19 protein-coding genes are annotated in these 14,823 nt (G+C 53.3%); 18 read left to right on the plus strand and 1 reads right to left on the minus strand.

Features of this window, described 5'->3' with window-relative positions; all coding sequences use genetic code 11:
- Positions 1-37 precede the first annotated feature (37 nt).
- From LEP6406_RS28705 to LEP6406_RS35690, 13 genes are all read left to right on the plus strand, one after another.
- Complete coding sequence (locus LEP6406_RS28705) at positions 38-5,464, plus strand: AAA family ATPase (RefSeq protein WP_008309069.1); 5,427 nt, start codon at positions 38-40, stop codon at positions 5,462-5,464.
- A gap of 130 nt (positions 5,465-5,594) precedes the next feature.
- Entirely contained in the window at positions 5,595-7,334 is a 1,740-nt protein-coding gene (locus tag LEP6406_RS0217515; protein ID WP_008309067.1) for a type I restriction-modification system subunit M, read from the plus strand.
- Complete coding sequence (locus LEP6406_RS0217520) at positions 7,327-7,602, plus strand: hypothetical protein (RefSeq protein WP_008309065.1); 276 nt, start codon at positions 7,327-7,329, stop codon at positions 7,600-7,602. The genes LEP6406_RS0217515 and LEP6406_RS0217520 overlap by 8 nt, the downstream gene beginning before the upstream one ends.
- Complete coding sequence (locus LEP6406_RS28710) at positions 7,590-7,793, plus strand: PIN domain-containing protein (RefSeq protein WP_202807537.1); 204 nt, start codon at positions 7,590-7,592, stop codon at positions 7,791-7,793. Before LEP6406_RS0217520 ends, LEP6406_RS28710 begins: the two co-directional genes overlap by 13 nt.
- 26 nt (positions 7,794-7,819) lie before the next feature.
- Positions 7,820-8,236 (plus strand): nucleotidyltransferase family protein, encoded by a 417-nt coding sequence (locus tag LEP6406_RS0217530; RefSeq protein WP_008309061.1) that lies wholly within the window; start codon positions 7,820-7,822, stop codon positions 8,234-8,236.
- Positions 8,233-8,577: a nucleotidyltransferase family protein gene (locus LEP6406_RS0217535; RefSeq protein ID WP_008309059.1), complete on the plus strand. Its 345-nt coding sequence runs from the start codon at positions 8,233-8,235 to the stop codon at positions 8,575-8,577. The genes LEP6406_RS0217530 and LEP6406_RS0217535 overlap by 4 nt, the downstream gene beginning before the upstream one ends.
- Before the next feature lie 54 nt (positions 8,578-8,631).
- Complete coding sequence (locus LEP6406_RS0217540) at positions 8,632-8,886, plus strand: hypothetical protein (protein WP_008309057.1); 255 nt, start codon at positions 8,632-8,634, stop codon at positions 8,884-8,886.
- Between the two features lie 54 nt (positions 8,887-8,940).
- Positions 8,941-9,114 (plus strand): hypothetical protein, encoded by a 174-nt coding sequence (locus tag LEP6406_RS28715; RefSeq protein WP_155834713.1) that lies wholly within the window; start codon positions 8,941-8,943, stop codon positions 9,112-9,114.
- A gap of 47 nt (positions 9,115-9,161) precedes the next feature.
- Positions 9,162-9,413, plus strand: coding sequence for a hypothetical protein (locus tag LEP6406_RS0217550; protein WP_008309053.1), 252 nt, complete (start codon positions 9,162-9,164; stop codon positions 9,411-9,413).
- Positions 9,410-9,835, plus strand: coding sequence for a type II toxin-antitoxin system VapC family toxin (locus tag LEP6406_RS0217555; protein ID WP_008309051.1), 426 nt, complete (start codon positions 9,410-9,412; stop codon positions 9,833-9,835). Before LEP6406_RS0217550 ends, LEP6406_RS0217555 begins: the two co-directional genes overlap by 4 nt.
- Positions 9,836-9,923: 88 nt before the next feature.
- A complete protein-coding gene (locus LEP6406_RS0217565; protein ID WP_008309047.1) occupies positions 9,924-10,268 on the plus strand; it encodes a papain fold toxin domain-containing protein in 345 nt (114 codons plus the stop codon).
- A 29-nt stretch (positions 10,269-10,297) separates the two neighbouring features.
- Positions 10,298-10,663 carry a hypothetical protein gene (locus tag LEP6406_RS0217570; RefSeq protein WP_008309046.1) on the plus strand — a complete coding sequence of 122 codons (366 nt, stop codon included), beginning with the start codon at positions 10,298-10,300 and terminating at the stop codon, positions 10,661-10,663.
- A 26-nt stretch (positions 10,664-10,689) separates the two neighbouring features.
- Positions 10,690-10,881, plus strand: coding sequence for a nucleotidyltransferase family protein (locus LEP6406_RS35690; protein ID WP_263971259.1), 192 nt, complete (start codon positions 10,690-10,692; stop codon positions 10,879-10,881).
- On the opposite strand, the gene LEP6406_RS31420 is transcribed toward LEP6406_RS35690, so the two are convergent.
- Positions 10,866-11,810: an IS630 family transposase gene (locus LEP6406_RS31420; RefSeq protein ID WP_027268884.1), complete on the minus strand. Its 945-nt coding sequence runs from the start codon at positions 11,808-11,810 to the stop codon at positions 10,866-10,868. The two genes, LEP6406_RS35690 and LEP6406_RS31420, sit on opposite strands and share 16 nt — an antisense overlap.
- 151 nt (positions 11,811-11,961) lie before the next feature.
- Here LEP6406_RS31420 and LEP6406_RS0217580 point away from each other — a divergent pair, with 151 nt between their 5' ends.
- From LEP6406_RS0217580 to LEP6406_RS0217625, 5 genes are all read left to right on the plus strand, one after another.
- Positions 11,962-12,318, plus strand: a complete 357-nt coding sequence (locus LEP6406_RS0217580; RefSeq protein WP_008316381.1) for a HepT-like ribonuclease domain-containing protein — start codon at positions 11,962-11,964, stop codon at positions 12,316-12,318.
- A gap of 231 nt (positions 12,319-12,549) precedes the next feature.
- Positions 12,550-12,735 carry a hypothetical protein gene (locus LEP6406_RS0217595; protein ID WP_008316384.1) on the plus strand — a complete coding sequence of 62 codons (186 nt, stop codon included), beginning with the start codon at positions 12,550-12,552 and terminating at the stop codon, positions 12,733-12,735.
- On the plus strand, positions 12,728-12,934 hold the full coding sequence (locus LEP6406_RS28725; RefSeq protein ID WP_008316386.1) for a hypothetical protein: 207 nt from the start codon (positions 12,728-12,730) through the stop codon (positions 12,932-12,934). The genes LEP6406_RS0217595 and LEP6406_RS28725 overlap by 8 nt, the downstream gene beginning before the upstream one ends.
- Positions 12,935-13,039: 105 nt before the next feature.
- Positions 13,040-13,333, plus strand: a complete 294-nt coding sequence (locus tag LEP6406_RS0217610) for a nucleotidyltransferase family protein (RefSeq protein WP_008316388.1) — start codon at positions 13,040-13,042, stop codon at positions 13,331-13,333.
- A 153-nt stretch (positions 13,334-13,486) separates the two neighbouring features.
- Positions 13,487-14,755, plus strand: a complete 1,269-nt coding sequence (locus LEP6406_RS0217625) for a restriction endonuclease subunit S (RefSeq protein WP_008316390.1) — start codon at positions 13,487-13,489, stop codon at positions 14,753-14,755.
- The last annotated feature ends 68 nt before the right edge of the window (positions 14,756-14,823 follow it).

The raw sequence follows: 14,823 nt of genomic DNA on the forward strand, positions 1-14,823 counted from the left end.
TATATGGCCCATTGGCCTATGGGCTTGAGCGCTACCTATGTTGACAATCTCAGGGTATGAGGTTTTTACCCTACTGCATGAGGGCAAGGTCTCCCAGATCTATCGAGGTAGGCGTACCTCCGATGGTCAGGCGGTGGTGTTCAAAACGCTGCGCGGCGCTATTCCTGACCCTGCCTACCTAGCCCGATATCAGCAGGAGTATGCCATTACCCAATCGCTGAGTGCCATTGCTGGCGTCATTGATGTCTACGCACTCAAGCGGGTTACCCACCGTCCCGTCATTGTTCTAGAGGATTATGGCGCGCAGACCTTGGGGGAATATCTGGCGAAGGGGCCGCTGGAACTAGAGCCGTTTTTAGAGATTGCGATCGCGATTACCCAAATCTTAGGCGAGGTCCATAGCGCCCGCATCATCCATAAAGACATCAATCCCTCCAATATTTTGGTGCATCCCCTGACGGGGGTCGTAAAGCTGATTGACTTTGGCATCGCCTCCCAACTGTCTCGGGAAACACCCACCATCAGTGGCACCGGGTCATTTGAGGGCACCCTTGCCTACCTGTCGCCAGAGCAAACGGGGCGAATGAACCGAGCCCTGGATTATCGCAGTGACTTTTATTCGCTGGGGGCAACATTTTTTCAAATGCTGACGGGGCAACTGCCCTTTCAGTTCGAGGATCCCCTAGAGCTGATTCACGCCCATATTGCCCGCACGCCCCCCAACCTCCAATCCCTACGGCCTGAGATCCCTGCACCCCTTGCCGCCATCGTCCACAAGCTGTTGGCCAAAACCGCCGAAGAGCGGTATCAAAGTGCGCGGGGGTTGGTGGCCGATCTCCAGCGCTGTCGGCAGAAGGGAGCGCCGTCCCTTGACAGAGAGGCCGTTGGGGGAGAGGCCCTTGAGGGAGAGTCCTTTATCCTGGGCACCCAGGACGTATCCGATCGCTTCCAAATCCCCCAGCGCCTCTACGGACGCGAGGCGGAAGTCGCCCAAATCTTGGCCGCCTTTGCGCGGGTGAGTCCGCCCCCCACCGAGGCGCATTTCCCGGTGGGCAAACGAGAATTGGTGCTGGTGTCGGGCTATTCCGGCATCGGCAAATCGACTCTGGTGCGGGAGGTATATCAACCGATTACGGGACGGCGGGGCTACTTAATTGGGGGTAAATTTGATCCCCTCCAGCGCAACATTCCCTATCTCGCCCTGATTAATGCCTTTGCTGACTTGGTCGGTCAACTGTTGACGGAATCGGATGCCCAACTGGAGCATTGGCGCTCTCAATTGCACCAAGCCCTGGGCGCAAATCTCCAGGTGATGGCGGTCTTAGTGCCCCAGTTGACGCTGATTGTGGGCGACCAGCCCGCCCCCACCGCCGTCAGCGGTACCGAAGCCCAAAACCGTTTCAACCTAGCGATTCAAACCTTTATTCGGGTCTTTGCCCAGCCCCAGCATCCCCTGGTGATGTTCCTCGATGATCTGCAATGGGCCGATGCGGCTTCCCTAGCCCTGATGCAGCGGTTGTTGACCGAGCCCGAGGCAGAGAGTCTACTGCTGATTGGAGCCTATCGCGATAACGAAGTTGACCCGACCCATCCGCTCCAACTCACCCTTGATCGCATCCACGCCGAGGGGGGCCTATGTTCAACGGTCCACCTCCAGCCCTTGGATCTGGGCAGCATCACTCAATTGGTGGCGGATACCCTCCTCTGTTCCCCTGGGGAAGCCGCCCCCTTGGCGGAACTGTTGCAGGCCAAGACCGGGGGCAACCCCTTTTTCATGGCGGAGTTTTTGAAAACCCTGTATCGCGATGGCCTGATCACCTTTGACCCCCAGCAGGGGCGCTGGCAATGGGAACTCACCGCCATTCAGCAGCGTAATGTTACCGACAATCTAGTGGAGTTGATGGCGGCTCGTTTGCAACAGTTGCCCCCCGCCAGTCAGCGGGTGCTGCAATATGCCGCCTGCATGGGCAATCCCTTTGACCTGCAAAGCTTGGCAGGGGTGCTGGCGCAAACCCTGGAGGAAACGGCGGCCCAGTTGTGGCCGACCCTGGAGGCCGAATTGGTCCTCCCCCTGGGGGACACCTATCGCCTGACCTCCGTCGCAGCCCTGAGCGATCGCCCTCTGGAATATCGGTTTGCCCACGATCGCATTCAGCAAGCCGCCTATTCCCTCTTGCCCGAGGGCGATCGCGCCGCTGTACACCACTGGGTTGGGCATCACTTGCTGACCATGGCCAGTCAAGAACAGCACACCACCCGGCTGTTCCCCATCGTCAACCAGCTCAATTTGGGTCTGTCCCAGGTGAGAACTGAGGAGGACCGCCTGATTTTAGCGGGACTGAATCTGCGGGCGGGGCAACAGGCCAAGGCTGCCGCCGCCTACGATACGGCGCTGAACTATTTGCGTCTGGGGCTAGATCTAGTTGGGGAAGAAGGTTGGCAGGAGCAGCCCAACTTGATGGCGGATCTCTATCAGGAAACGGCGGAGGTGGCCTGTCTCTGTGGGGAATACGACTTTATGACCCGCCTCACCGCGACAGCCCTGGCCCAGGTCCACACCCTCGAACGTCGTACCCAACTCCATGTCATTCAGCTTCAGGCGACGATCTTGCAAAATCAGCCCCGCTTGGCGGTGGAACAGGCTCTGGGACTGCTGCGCCCCTTGGGGGTGAAATTTCCTCGGCGGCTGCGGCTGCTCTATACCATTCTGGGGCTCATGCGGACCCGACTGCGGCTGTCCCGATGGTCAGAGGACGATCTGCGATCGCAGCCTGTGATCACCGATCCCCACCAACAGGCGGTGATGGCGCTACTGGGAAAAATTGGCACCCCCGCCTACGTTGCCACCCCCGATCTGTCACCCCTAATCACCTTCAAAATTCTGAAATTATCCCTGCGCTATGGCTACACCGTACCGACGGCGATAGGCTTTGCCTCCTATGGCCTAGTGATGGCGGGAATCATGGGGGATATCGAAGCGGGCTACCGCTACGGCCAAATTGGGTTGGCGGTGGCCGATCGGTTTCAATCACCGATGATTCGCTGTCGATCGCAATTTTTGTTTAACTACCTCATCTGCCACTGGAAGCAGCCCCTACGGGACATTGTTCCCCGCATGGAATCCGTTTACCAACTGGGATTGGAAGCGGGGGATCTAGAATATGCCGCCTTTGCCCTCTATGCCTCGATGCACCTGCGGCTGTTCGCTGGGGAAGAGTTGCCTACCCTCACCGCCCGCTTGACGGATATTGCCATCACGATTGAGCGATTACAACAGCAAACCGCCCGCAAATGGGTCCGGATCATGCAAGCCTTCCTCCAATGCCTCATGGCCCTACCCACCGAGGGACAAAGCCCAGTTGCGGCCCTGGCGGTACCTGAAACCGAGGAGGGCGATCGCACCGGGATTTTTCTCGCCCATTCCTATCGGTTGATACTGCACTATTTATTCGGCCAGCCCGACCAGGCACTGGTGGAGGCAGAGGGAGCCAAACCTGTGCTGGATGCTGCCACCAGCGCGCCCGCTATTCCGGTGCATACCCTATTCGTGAGTCTGAGCCAGTTGGCATGGCTTCCCCAGGCCAAGGTGGCGCAGCAGCGCAGAGTTAAGCGTGATATCCGCAAAGCGCGGCAGCAGTTTCAGCGCTGGGCCACCCATGCCCCTGCCAATTACGAAGCCGCCCGCTGGCTATTAGAGGCGGAATATCGCCGGAGTCAGGGTAAGGTTGCCGCTGCTCTGAAACACTTTCAACAGGCCATTCAGGCGGCCCAAACCCACCGCCGCCTGAGTGAGGAGGCTATCGCCCATGAGCGCATCGGCGAACTGTATTTACAGTTAGATCAAACCGTGGCCGCAGCGGCCCACCTCAGCCGTGCCCACTTTTGCTATCAGCTTTGGGGAGCCGTGGCCAAAGCCACCCTGCTGCGACGGCAGTATCCCCACTTGATTACGGTGGGGGAAGAAATCGGAGCGACGACGGTGCGATCGCGCATCACCACCCACCAAACCGCCACCAGTACCAGCAGCGGTCGCCTCCTAGAAGCCCTAGATTTCAGCAGTGTGATGAAGGCATCGGTGGCCATTTCCAGCGAAATTGTGCTGGATCAGTTGCTGACCCGTCTGATGGAGATTTTGATCGAGAGTGCCGGAGCCCAGTCGGGGGTGTTGTTGCTGAACCATGACGGCCAACTGCGGGCAGATGTCTATGGCACCACCGAGACAGGAACAACCCAGGTAGTTCAGCGAGATGCTGACAGGGATGGGCATGAGGGTGAGGGTGGAGATGCGGCGACCCTGGATTGGCCTGTGGCCATCGTCAACTATGTCATGCGAACCCAGGAAAGTCTGGTTCTAGACAATGCCACTCAGGACGAGCGGTTTTTGCAGGATGCCTATATTCAGGCGCGCCAGCCCCAGTCGGTGCTCTGTACGCCGTTGAAAAACCAGGGACGACTGAGCGGCCTCGTCTACCTAGAGAACAATTTAGCCCCCAACGCCTTTACCCCCGATCGTCTGGAGGTGCTGAATCTCTTGTCATCCCAGGCCGCGATCGCACTGGACAACGCCCGGTTATACACCAATCTGGCGGATCTCAACGCCGCCTATGCCCGCTTTGTGCCGCGCCAGTTCCTCCAACACCTGAACAAGCGCAGCATCACCGAAGTCAACCTAGGGGATCAAGTCCAGCTCGAAATGTCGGTGATGTTCTCCGATATTCGCGCTTTCACCACCTTGTCAGAAACCCTCACTCCCGAAGAAAACTTTCGCTTTATCAACGATTACCTGGCCCGAATGGAACCCGTGATCGTCGAGCATGGCGGCTTTATTGATAAATACATTGGCGATGCCATCATGGCCCTGTTTAGTGGCTCCGCCGCCGATGCCGTCCAGGGAGGCATTGCCATGCAACGCACCCTCACCGCCTATAATCTTCAGCGCCAAGAACTGGGTCATGCTCCCCTTAGGATTGGCATTGGCATCAATACGGGCTCCTTGATGTTAGGCACCGTGGGCGGCCCCAACCGGATGGACAGTACGGTGATTAGTGACGCGGTAAATCTGGCGGCACGCCTGGAAACCCTGACCAAAACCTATGGCGTGTCGTTGTTGATTAGCTACCACACCTACGATCAGATCCGCTATCCCCAGAAATACTGCATCCGCAAAATTGGCCTCGTTACCGTCCAGGGCAAAACCCAAGCGGTCACGGTGTATGAGGTCTTCGACGGCGATCCGGAACCGCTCCGCCAAGGCAAGCTTCAGACCTTGGCAGATTTCCACCGGGGGGTAGATCACTACGACCTGGGGCAACTTGAGGCTGCCGCTACCGACTTCAAACAATGTGCCGCCATCCTGCCCGAGGATCCGGTGGTGCAGTATTACCTCCTGCAATGTCATCAGGCCCAGGGTCACCTTCACAACTTGGAAGGTTACGGAGAACCGAGCCCGTTGACCGCTGGCTGAGCGGAGTCGTAAGTCTTTAAGGAATTATCCAGAATTGTGGGATCTTAGGCGCGATCGCACAGTTGTAGATGCTCCCCAGAGCCCATCGGACGTACCCTGAGGACACCTGCTCTTTTGATCACGAGTTGATATGCCCAAAACGGAGAAAGCTAAAGCCCAAGACAACGACTCGCTAGAACAAAAGCTCTGGAAAGCGGCGGATAAGCTGCGGAAGAACATTGATGCCGCTGAGTACAAGCACATCGTTCTGGGGTTGATTTTCCTCAAGTACATCTCCGATGCCTTTGGGCAGTTGTACGAAAAGCTGATGACCGGGGCAGGGGACTACGAAGGGGCCGACCCGGAAGATCCCGATGAGTACAAAGCTGAGAACGTCTTCTTTGTGCCCGAGGTGGCCCGGTGGTCTACGCTTCAGGCCCAGGCCAAACAGCCCACCATTGGGCAGAAGGTTGATGAGGCGATGGAGGCGATCGAGCAGGCCAACCCTAAGGCGCTGAAGGGGATTTTGCCGAAGGTCTACGGTCAGCAGAAGCTCGACCCCACTTCTCTGGGGGGACTGATCGACATGATCGGCAGTGTCAATCTGGCCAAGACCGCCGCAGTGCCTAACGAGCAACTAGAGCTGGAGACAACGCCCATCGAGCCCAGGGCAGACCCCCGTCAGGCCGACCTATTGGGGCAGGTGTATGAATACTTCCTAGGAGAGTTTGCCCTAGCAGAAGGGAAGAAAGGGGGCCAGTTCTACACGCCAGAAGCAGTCGTGCGGGTGCTGGTGGAAATGCTAGAGCCCTATAAAGGGCGGGTGTTTGACCCCTGCTGTGGGTCGGGGGGCATGTTCGTCCAGAGTGAGAAGTTTGTCAGCTACCACCAGGGGCGGATCGATGACATCTCTATCTATGGCCAGGAGAGCAACGAGACGACCTATAAGCTGTGCCGGATGAACCTGGCGATTCGGGGCATTGATGGCTCAAATATCAAGTGGAACCCGGAGGGGTCGTTCCTCAACGATGCCCACAAGGACTTGAAAGCGGACTTTGTGATCGCCAATCCGCCCTTTAATGACAGCGACTGGGGCGGTGATTTGTTGCGGCAGGATGGGCGCTGGCAGTATGGAACGCCGCCCGTGGGTAATGCCAACTTTGCCTGGGTGCAGCACTTCCTTTTCCACCTAGCCCCAACCGGGGCGGCGGGGTTTGTGTTGTCCAATGGATCGCTGTCGTCGAACTCTAGCGGCGAGGGGGAGATTCGCAAGGCCCTAGTGGAGGCGGACTTGGTGGACTGCATCGTGATGCTGCCGACCCAGTTGTTCTACAACACCGGGATTCCCGCCTGTCTGTGGTTTCTCAGTCGGTATAAGAACGGCAACAAGAACCGCGATCGCAAGGGCGAGGTGCTATTCATTGATGCCTCTGAGCTGGGCTACATGGTGAATCGCCGCAACCGGGCTTTTTCGGAGGAAGACATTCAGCAGATTGCAGGCACGTACCACGCCTGGAAGCGGAAGCCCTCCCCCGCCCCTAACCCCGCCCAGGGTCCCTCCCCTAACCCCTCCCAAGGGGAGGGGGATCGGAGTCCGGAAGCCTCTCGCCCTCTGGGAGAGAGGTTTGGAGAGAGGGCCTATCAGGACATCAAGGGGTTCTGCAAGTCGGCCACCCTAGCGGAGATCCAGAAGCACAACTTCGTGCTGACCCCAGGGCGCTATGTGGGCATCCCCGATGAAGAGGATGACGGGGTGCCCTTTGAGGACAAGATGGCAGCGCTGACGGCAGAGTTGGCGACGCAGATGCAGGAAGCGACAGTGCTGGACAAGGAGATTAAGATCCAGTTAGCCAAGGTGGGCTTTGATTTGGAGAGGAAAGGCCATGAGTGAGACGCAGCTAAAACAGCGCATTATTCAAAAGTTGGAGAGCATGGGGCAAGACACCCTGGCCTTTTTAGACCGCTTTATTGACAGTTTGACTATCTACCGACAATCACAACAGACAACGATGTCTGAAAGCTCTGCCAATGAAATACAACAGCAAGCGTTCATAAGAAGTCTCAGGGGTAAGTATGCTCATCTTGCTATCAGCAGTGATGAGTTTGCCCGCAGAAAGCAGGAAGAAATTGATTGGGAGGATCGCAATTGGAAAAAGTGATTCTCGATGCTTGCGCGGTGATTGCGTTTTTCAGAGATGAAGAGGGCGCAGCCGTCGCCCGAATTTCCCTGGCAGATTGCTTTGCCTTGACGCTAGCACATCGAGAAAGTGGGATTTTAGTGACTTCTGATCGCAAGGAGTTTGAACCGATCGCTCATTTCAATATTTGCCCGATTGAGTTTATTCGTTAGAACGTGGATAAGAGAACTGTGACCCTATGAATATCGAGCAGTTTGTTGCAGATAATTTGCCGAGGTTGTCGCCGGATAGTCAGCGGGAAATTCTCCATCTCGTGATGGACTGCTGTAGGCGGGAACTGCCTAGAAAAACGCAACCTGGATTAGGCATCGAAGCGCTATTGGCGGACAAACGAGCTGATATTTTAGCGATCGCGGCCCAACATGGAGCCTACAATGTTCGGGTTTTTGGTTCTGTGGCAAGGGGCGAGGCAGACCAATACAGTGATATTGATTTTTTGATTGACTATGAGGCGGGTAAAACCAGCCCCTGGTTTCCCGTTGGCCTCATTCAAGATTTAGCGAAACTGTTGGAACGAAAAGTGGATGTAGTAACAGAGGGCGGCTTGAAGGATGGAATGCGCGATCGCGTTCTCAAGGAGGCGAGGGTCTTATGAATCCAATTGAAAAGATTCGAGAAATAGAACCAATTGATCAACAGGCGATGTCAGAATTTCGATCGCGGCTAGAGACCATTATCCCCATTTTGGATTTACGGGTGTTTGGCTCTAGAGCCCGTGGAGATGCTAGAGAAGACTCTGACCTTGATGTGTTCATTCAGGTCGAAACGCTCGATCGCACCCTCCGCGAACAAATTCACAACCTTGCCTGGGAAATTGGCTTTGAGTACGATCGTGTGATTTCAACTTTTGTGGTGACCGAAGATCAGCTTCGAGAAGGTGCGGTGGGAGCCAGCCCTCTACTCACAAAGGTACTAGAAGAAGGCATTACGGTATGAGCGATCGCACATCCATCAGTTTGAGCAATTTATATTATCAGTGAGGTAAAAGAGATGGAAGTCACGTTAAGTCCTCAGATCAGCAAATTGGTTGAGCAGCAAATCGCTTCAGGTCAATACGACAGTATTGATGAACTTTTTGAGGTGGCGCTGAGTTTGCTGGCAAAACGCGACCAGTACGATCAATGGGTTCGGGAAGTTGGCGAGAAAATTGATGTGGCGATCCAGCAATTAGAGCAGGTTGAAGGAATTGATGGAGAGACAGCGATATTACAGTTTCGGCAACGCTTAGCTCAAAGACAGGGTTAGACAATGGAAAGTATCACAGTCAAAGCCCATATAGGCCAGGATGGAGTGTTGTCTTTGCAGCTACCTGTCCAGAACCAGGACATCGAAGCAATGGTGATTTACCAGCCTATTCAGAAAAGAAGCCATCAAGACTCTAAACGGCGATTTCAGGCCATGCTGGAGCAGCATCAAGACCAGATATTTAGCAACAGTACAGAACTATTGCGTGAGGATCGGCTGCGTGGCTAAGTGGGTCATATACGTATTTGCTGTCGATTTGATAGGAGGGTGGAACCATGACGTTACAAGAAATTCTTCATGCGGTGGATGAGTTGTCGGTAGATGAGCAAACGTTCCTGTTGAGTGCGCTCCAGCTTAAATTGTCAGAAACCACTCAGCAAGACCAGATTGACGAAAATCGGGGTGAAGATTTCTGGCAAGGGATTCTACATTTCAGGGCAGCTATTGAGAGAGAAGGCATTGAGTTTACTGACGAGGACTTTTCTAATCTCAGAGATCGCAGTCCAGGTAGGGAAATCGAGCTGTGACGATTCAATTTTTGCTGGACTCTAACATTCTTTCTGAGCCGAGCCGTCCCGTGCCGAACGAGAACGTTTTGAGCAAGCTAACGCAACATAAGGCTGAGGTAGGGGTAGCAAGCGTAGTGGTTCATGAAATCCTTTACGGCTGTTGGCGTTTGCCGTCCTCTAAACGGCGGGACTATCTCTGGAACTATATTCAAGAGTCAGTATTGATTTTGCCTGTTTTTGACTATGACCTCAACGCTGCCCGCTGGCACGCGGAAGAACGGGCAAGACTTTCTAAAATTGGCAAAACACCTGCGTTTGTGGATGGTCAAATTGCCAGCATTGCTATTTGCAACGGGTTGAGGCTAGTGACTCGTAATAGGTCAGATTTTCAGGACTTTGAGGGCCTGACCATTGCAAACTGGTTTGAAGAGGAGAGTTGATCATGGCAAAGTTAGCGGCGCAGAGGTCGGAGGCGGAGGTGCTGGATAAGGAGATTAAGGTGCAGTTGGTGAAGGTGGAGTTTGAGGGATGACTCAGGATGAGGTGTTTGAGAAAATTGGTAAGATCATCTCAAGCTATACCGTTTTCCAGTGTGTTGAGTGTGCTGAGACGATCAAGGCTTGGCTGAAGGCAAACGGCATCAGTGGTGTTCATTTGCAAATTGTAGCGGTGGGTCGTCTGAAGGTCATTGTGAGTCGTCGCTGGCAAAATGGGCAGGAATCTATTGCTCAGGCCGGAATTCATCAAGGAGTTGAAACCTATGATCAGGTTTTCGACAATCTTTCGTTGGGCGGCTTAGAGAGAACTGACTGGATTGCTGATTTTGATTGTGCCAGCGGGGAATTTGAGGTTGTCGAACTGGAAGTCTTCTAAAGTTTCAGTCCCTATAACGGAGCTTAAAAATGGCTAATTTGTATAATTTACTTCAAAAAATCCATCAAAAACCGGGGGTTTATATTGGCTCGCCATCAGTCAGCAGCCTCTATCTGTTTTTGTGTGGCTATGGGTTCTCGCGGCAGGAGCAAGGGCTGGAACTGACGGCAGAGGAACAAGAGTTTGAGCAGTTTCAAACTTGGGTGCAGCAACGGTTTAAGATCACGACTTCGGTGTCTTGGGCGAAAATCATTTTGCTACATTCGGCAGATGAACGAGCGGGGTTTGAGCTGTTTTTCAAGTTGCTAGCCGAATTTGTCAACGAGCAACGCCCCCAGCAGGAGATTAAGGTGCAGTTAGCGAAGGTAGGCTTTGACCTAGAGGGGGTGACCTGATAGAGAAGCAACAGGTTCTCGATAAACTGAGCGCTCACAAGGATCGCCTTGATGAATTCGCAGTCAAAGCCCTGTTCCTGTTTGGCTCTGTCGCACGGGATGAGGCTACCTCGGACAGTGATGTGGATTTTTGGGTGGAGTTCACCCGCCCGGTGGGATTATTCACCTTACTGGGGCTAAAGGCTTATAGCGGATTTCATAATTATGCGGCACAATAGCAGCAATGGGTGAACCAGCTTTTAATGTCCGCTTCAGAGATGTCCTCAAAGGCTATTTCAAGGGCTTCTGATAGCGCTTGATAAGTCCGTGCCCCCAGTGCCCTGAGAATTGACTTTAGCTTTGACCAAAAGTTCTCAATCGGCGAGAAGTCCGGCGAATAGGGCGGCAGATATACCAGACGTGCCCCTGCGGCCTCAATCAACTCCCGAATCATGTCGTCCTTATGAATGGAACAGTTGTCCATCACGACACAGGCCCCTGGCCAAAGGTTGGGCACCAGGCGAGTGGCCACAAATGCCTCAAAACTCAAGCCGTCAAAGGCTCCTAAAATCACCGCCGAAGCCACTACCCCAGCCAAGCTTAACCCTGCCACCAGGGACACATTCTTCCCCCGCTTGGGCTGTTCTCCATAGGCTCGTCGGCCTTGCAGCGCCCAGGCAAACAACCGAATCAACCCCAGATTAATCCCCGACTCATCGATAAACACCAAGTCTTCAACTCGGATGTCTCGAATCTCATCCCAGTACTCCCCTCGCAACCGCTGTACCCGATCACTCACCTTGTCACTGGGGTGAAGGGCTTTTTTTTTACGGGTGAACTGAAGCCGCTTCATCACCCGACACATCGTGGATCGACTCACCGTCACCCCATACTGTTGAGCCACTTCGGCGCGAAGCTCATCTAAGGTCAGATCAGGGTTCGCTTCAACGAAGGCTTGAACCCCCTGCATCTGCGCCTCATCCAGTTCCCTCGGTCGCCCAGGACTGGTCTTGGGGGCAAGCTCACCCGTTTCCCGATACTGCTTCAGCAGTTTCACGATAAAACTTAGAGTCACTCGAAATCGCTGGGCTAACTGGCGCTGCGAAATGCGCTCGTTCTCATAGGTCTCAATAATCTTCTGTCGCAAATCGGTGCTGTAGGCCTTCATCGGCTCCTCGCGCTTTTTCTACCCGCTATTCGTACCACATCTTTGTGAAATCCGCTATATTTAGAGGACCTGCTGGGCTGTTCGGTGGATGTGGGCACGCCGAGTTCGCTGCGCCCCCACCTGCGGGAAACGGTGCTAGAGGAGGCAATTCGTGCCGTCTAGAGAGTTTGAACTGCGGGTGCGGGATATGTTGACCGAGATTGCTGTGGTGGAGGAAACAGTCGCTGGCTTGGGCGTTGAGTTATTTGTTCAAAATCGGCAGGCAGTGCGGGCAGTGCTGTACAGCCTGGCGGTGATTGGTGAAGCGGTAGCGAGTGCCATTGATGAGTTAGATGCGGCAGATCCAGCGACCCCGTGGCACCAGATTCGCGGGATGCGGAATGCGGTGATTCATGAGTATTTTCGGGTGGATGTAGAGACGGTATGGCAAACGACCCAGTTAGATTTGCCGATGCTCAAGACAGCGTTGCAGCAGATTTTGGATGCTTTGGAGGCCCAGGGGGCATGATGGCGGAGTGGGCAGCGCAGAGGTCGGAAGCCTTGGAGCTAGATCAGGAGATTAAGATTCAATTAGCCAAGGTGGGTTTTGACCTGGAGGGAGTGAGCTGATGACGTTGTTATAAACCTTGCAAAACAAGCGGGAACAGTTTTTGGAAGTTGTCGCCAAACATGGGAGGTCGGAGGCAGAGGCGCTGGACAAGGAGATTCAGGTGCAGTTGGCAAAGGTGAGGTTTGAGGTATGAGTCCGCAATTACGAACAATTCTGAGCGACATTGAGCAGTTGAGTGCTGAGGAGCAGTTAGAGGTCATCAGCTACACCACGGAGCAGCTTAAACGCCGCGCTGCGACCCAGTCGGTGTGGCAGGCTTACCAGGCTTCTAAGCAGGAACGACGGGAGGTGTATCGCCGCCTTGCTGATGTCTAACTTTCTGACTCGTGAGGAGGTGCTGATTGTGGATGGCAACAAGCGCACGGCTTTTGCGGTGATGGATACGTTTTTGCGGGTGAATGGCTATCGGCTAATGCTGGCGGATGATGCGGCTTTTGACTTGGTGATTCGGGTTGTGCAGGGGCAGATCGATAAAGCTGGAGTAGCAGAGGAACTGGCGGATGCGGTGGTATAGGGATAGAGGGAATATGGCAGCGCAGATGAAAGAGGCAGAGGCGCTGGATAAAGAGATTAAGGTGCAGTTGACGATCGCACTTTTTGATTGGGAGGGTCGGAGTTGATGGCAACGTTGGAAACGTTACAAGAACAGCGATCGCAAATCTTGGCCATTGCTGCTAAGCATGGAGCTGACAACGTGCGCGTGTTTGGCTCGGTGGTGCGGGGGGAAGATACCCCAGAAAGCGATATTGATTTTTTGATTGACTATGACCTTGAAAAAATCACGCCTTGGTTTCCAGTGGGGCTCATTCACGACTTGCAGAATTTTTTGAAGCGAGATGTGGATGTGGTGTCTGCCAAGTCGCTGCACGACTACATCAAGGCGCGGGTGTTGGCGGAGGCAAAGCTCCTATGAAAGATAGCCGTTTGTACCTCGAAAGCTACTTGCCAGCACTGGCGGCGGCGGTGCGGAAGCTGATGGAGTCTGAAGAATGAAGCCGCAGATGAAGGAGGCAGAGGTGCTGGGTAAAGAGATTAAGATGCAGTTGATGAAGGTGGGGGTTGAGCTGTGAAAACAATTAAAATCAACGATGGTTTACAGAAAATAATTGATTATCGAGGAAAAACACCACCTAAATCAGCAGATGGAATCACGTTAATTAGTGCTGCCAATATTAAATCAGGAACTTTAGATTTTAGTCGCAGAGAGTTTATTAGTAAAGAAGACTATGCGAACTGGACAACAAGAGGTTTCACAAAGCCTGGTGATGTTCTTTTCACGACGGAAGCTCCTACCGCAGAAGTTGCCTTTTATCCTGAAGAAGGAATTTATCAAATATCGAGGCGAGTGATTGCGCTACGGACAGATGAAAAAGTGCTGCACAATCTCTACTTGTTTTATTTGCTTCAATCACCGCCTGTTAAACAGCGGATGCTCTCTGCTAATAGAGGAAGTACCGTGCCCAGATTGTTGAAGACAGATATTACTCAATTTACAATAAAAGTTCCTAATTATTCACAACAGAAAGAAACTGCTAAAACTTTAGCCTGTCTCGATCGCAAGATCGAAAACCTCCGCAAACAGAACGAAACACTGGAGCAAATCGCGCAAACCCTCTTCAAACATTGGTTTGTCGATTTCGAGTTTCCCTACGACCCATCGGCAAGCTCAGGGCAGCGCTTTGCTCAGGGCAGGCCCTACAAGTCGTCTGGCGGGGAGATGGTGCCGTCAGAACTAGGCGCAATCCCCGCAGGCTGGCGAGTTGGGAAGCTAAGAGAATTAATTGAGGTTAATCCAAGAGAAGCAATCAAAAAGGGAAATGATGTGAAATACGTAGACATGAAATCACTGTCTACATCTAGTATGGAAATTACTGGCTACATCATCCGAAAATTTAATTCTGGCAGTAAGTTCCGAAATGGCGATACTCTTTTAGCAAGAATTACTCCTTGCCTTGAGAATGGAAAAACAGCCTTTGTCAATCTTCTTGATAGTGATGAAGTCGCTTATGGCTCGACTGAGTTTATCGTGATGAGAGCTAAGTCTTCCTGTTGTCCAGAATATGTTTATTGCCTTAGTCGAAGTGAAAATTTTCGCGATTATGCGATCAAAAACATGACTGGTTCATCAGGTCGTCAACGTGTGCCTAATGATCAAGTGGAAGATTACGAGCTTGCCATCTCAGAACTGACAACGTTTCAGTTATTTCACAATGTTTGCCAGCCATTATTCTTAAAAATTGAATCGAATCAGCGCCAAATCCAAACCCTGACCCAAACCCGTGACGCGCTTCTGCCTAAACTGATGAGCGGCCAGCTCCGCATTCAGGAGGGGTGAGATGAGTGACCTTACCTCGAAAATGGCAGACACTGTCTGCCAAATCTCAACTCCAATCACTTATTTTT

Source organism: Leptolyngbya sp. PCC 6406 (assembly GCF_000332095.2).
Taxonomy (GTDB): Bacteria; Cyanobacteriota; Cyanobacteriia; order Phormidesmidales; family Phormidesmidaceae; genus PCC-6406.

What these genes read in the sequence shown, in the direction of transcription:
- LEP6406_RS28705 (WP_008309069.1), top strand. Translation starts at nt 38, where the DNA reads ATGTTGACAATCTCAGGGTATGAGGTTTTTACCCTACTGCATGAGGGC.
- LEP6406_RS0217515 (WP_008309067.1), top strand. Translation starts at nt 5,595, where the DNA reads ATGCCCAAAACGGAGAAAGCTAAAGCCCAAGACAACGACTCGCTAGAA.
- LEP6406_RS0217520 (WP_008309065.1), top strand. Translation starts at nt 7,327, where the DNA reads ATGAGTGAGACGCAGCTAAAACAGCGCATTATTCAAAAGTTGGAGAGC.
- LEP6406_RS0217530 (WP_008309061.1), top strand. Translation starts at nt 7,820, where the DNA reads ATGAATATCGAGCAGTTTGTTGCAGATAATTTGCCGAGGTTGTCGCCG.
- LEP6406_RS0217535 (WP_008309059.1), top strand. Translation starts at nt 8,233, where the DNA reads ATGAATCCAATTGAAAAGATTCGAGAAATAGAACCAATTGATCAACAG.
- LEP6406_RS0217540 (WP_008309057.1), top strand. Translation starts at nt 8,632, where the DNA reads ATGGAAGTCACGTTAAGTCCTCAGATCAGCAAATTGGTTGAGCAGCAA.
- LEP6406_RS0217550 (WP_008309053.1), top strand. Translation starts at nt 9,162, where the DNA reads ATGACGTTACAAGAAATTCTTCATGCGGTGGATGAGTTGTCGGTAGAT.
- LEP6406_RS0217565 (WP_008309047.1), top strand. Translation starts at nt 9,924, where the DNA reads ATGACTCAGGATGAGGTGTTTGAGAAAATTGGTAAGATCATCTCAAGC.
- LEP6406_RS0217570 (WP_008309046.1), top strand. Translation starts at nt 10,298, where the DNA reads ATGGCTAATTTGTATAATTTACTTCAAAAAATCCATCAAAAACCGGGG.
- LEP6406_RS31420 (WP_027268884.1), bottom strand. Translation starts at nt 11,810, where the DNA reads ATGAAGGCCTACAGCACCGATTTGCGACAGAAGATTATTGAGACCTAT.
- LEP6406_RS0217595 (WP_008316384.1), top strand. Translation starts at nt 12,550, where the DNA reads ATGAGTCCGCAATTACGAACAATTCTGAGCGACATTGAGCAGTTGAGT.
- LEP6406_RS28725 (WP_008316386.1), top strand. Translation starts at nt 12,728, where the DNA reads ATGTCTAACTTTCTGACTCGTGAGGAGGTGCTGATTGTGGATGGCAAC.
- LEP6406_RS0217610 (WP_008316388.1), top strand. Translation starts at nt 13,040, where the DNA reads ATGGCAACGTTGGAAACGTTACAAGAACAGCGATCGCAAATCTTGGCC.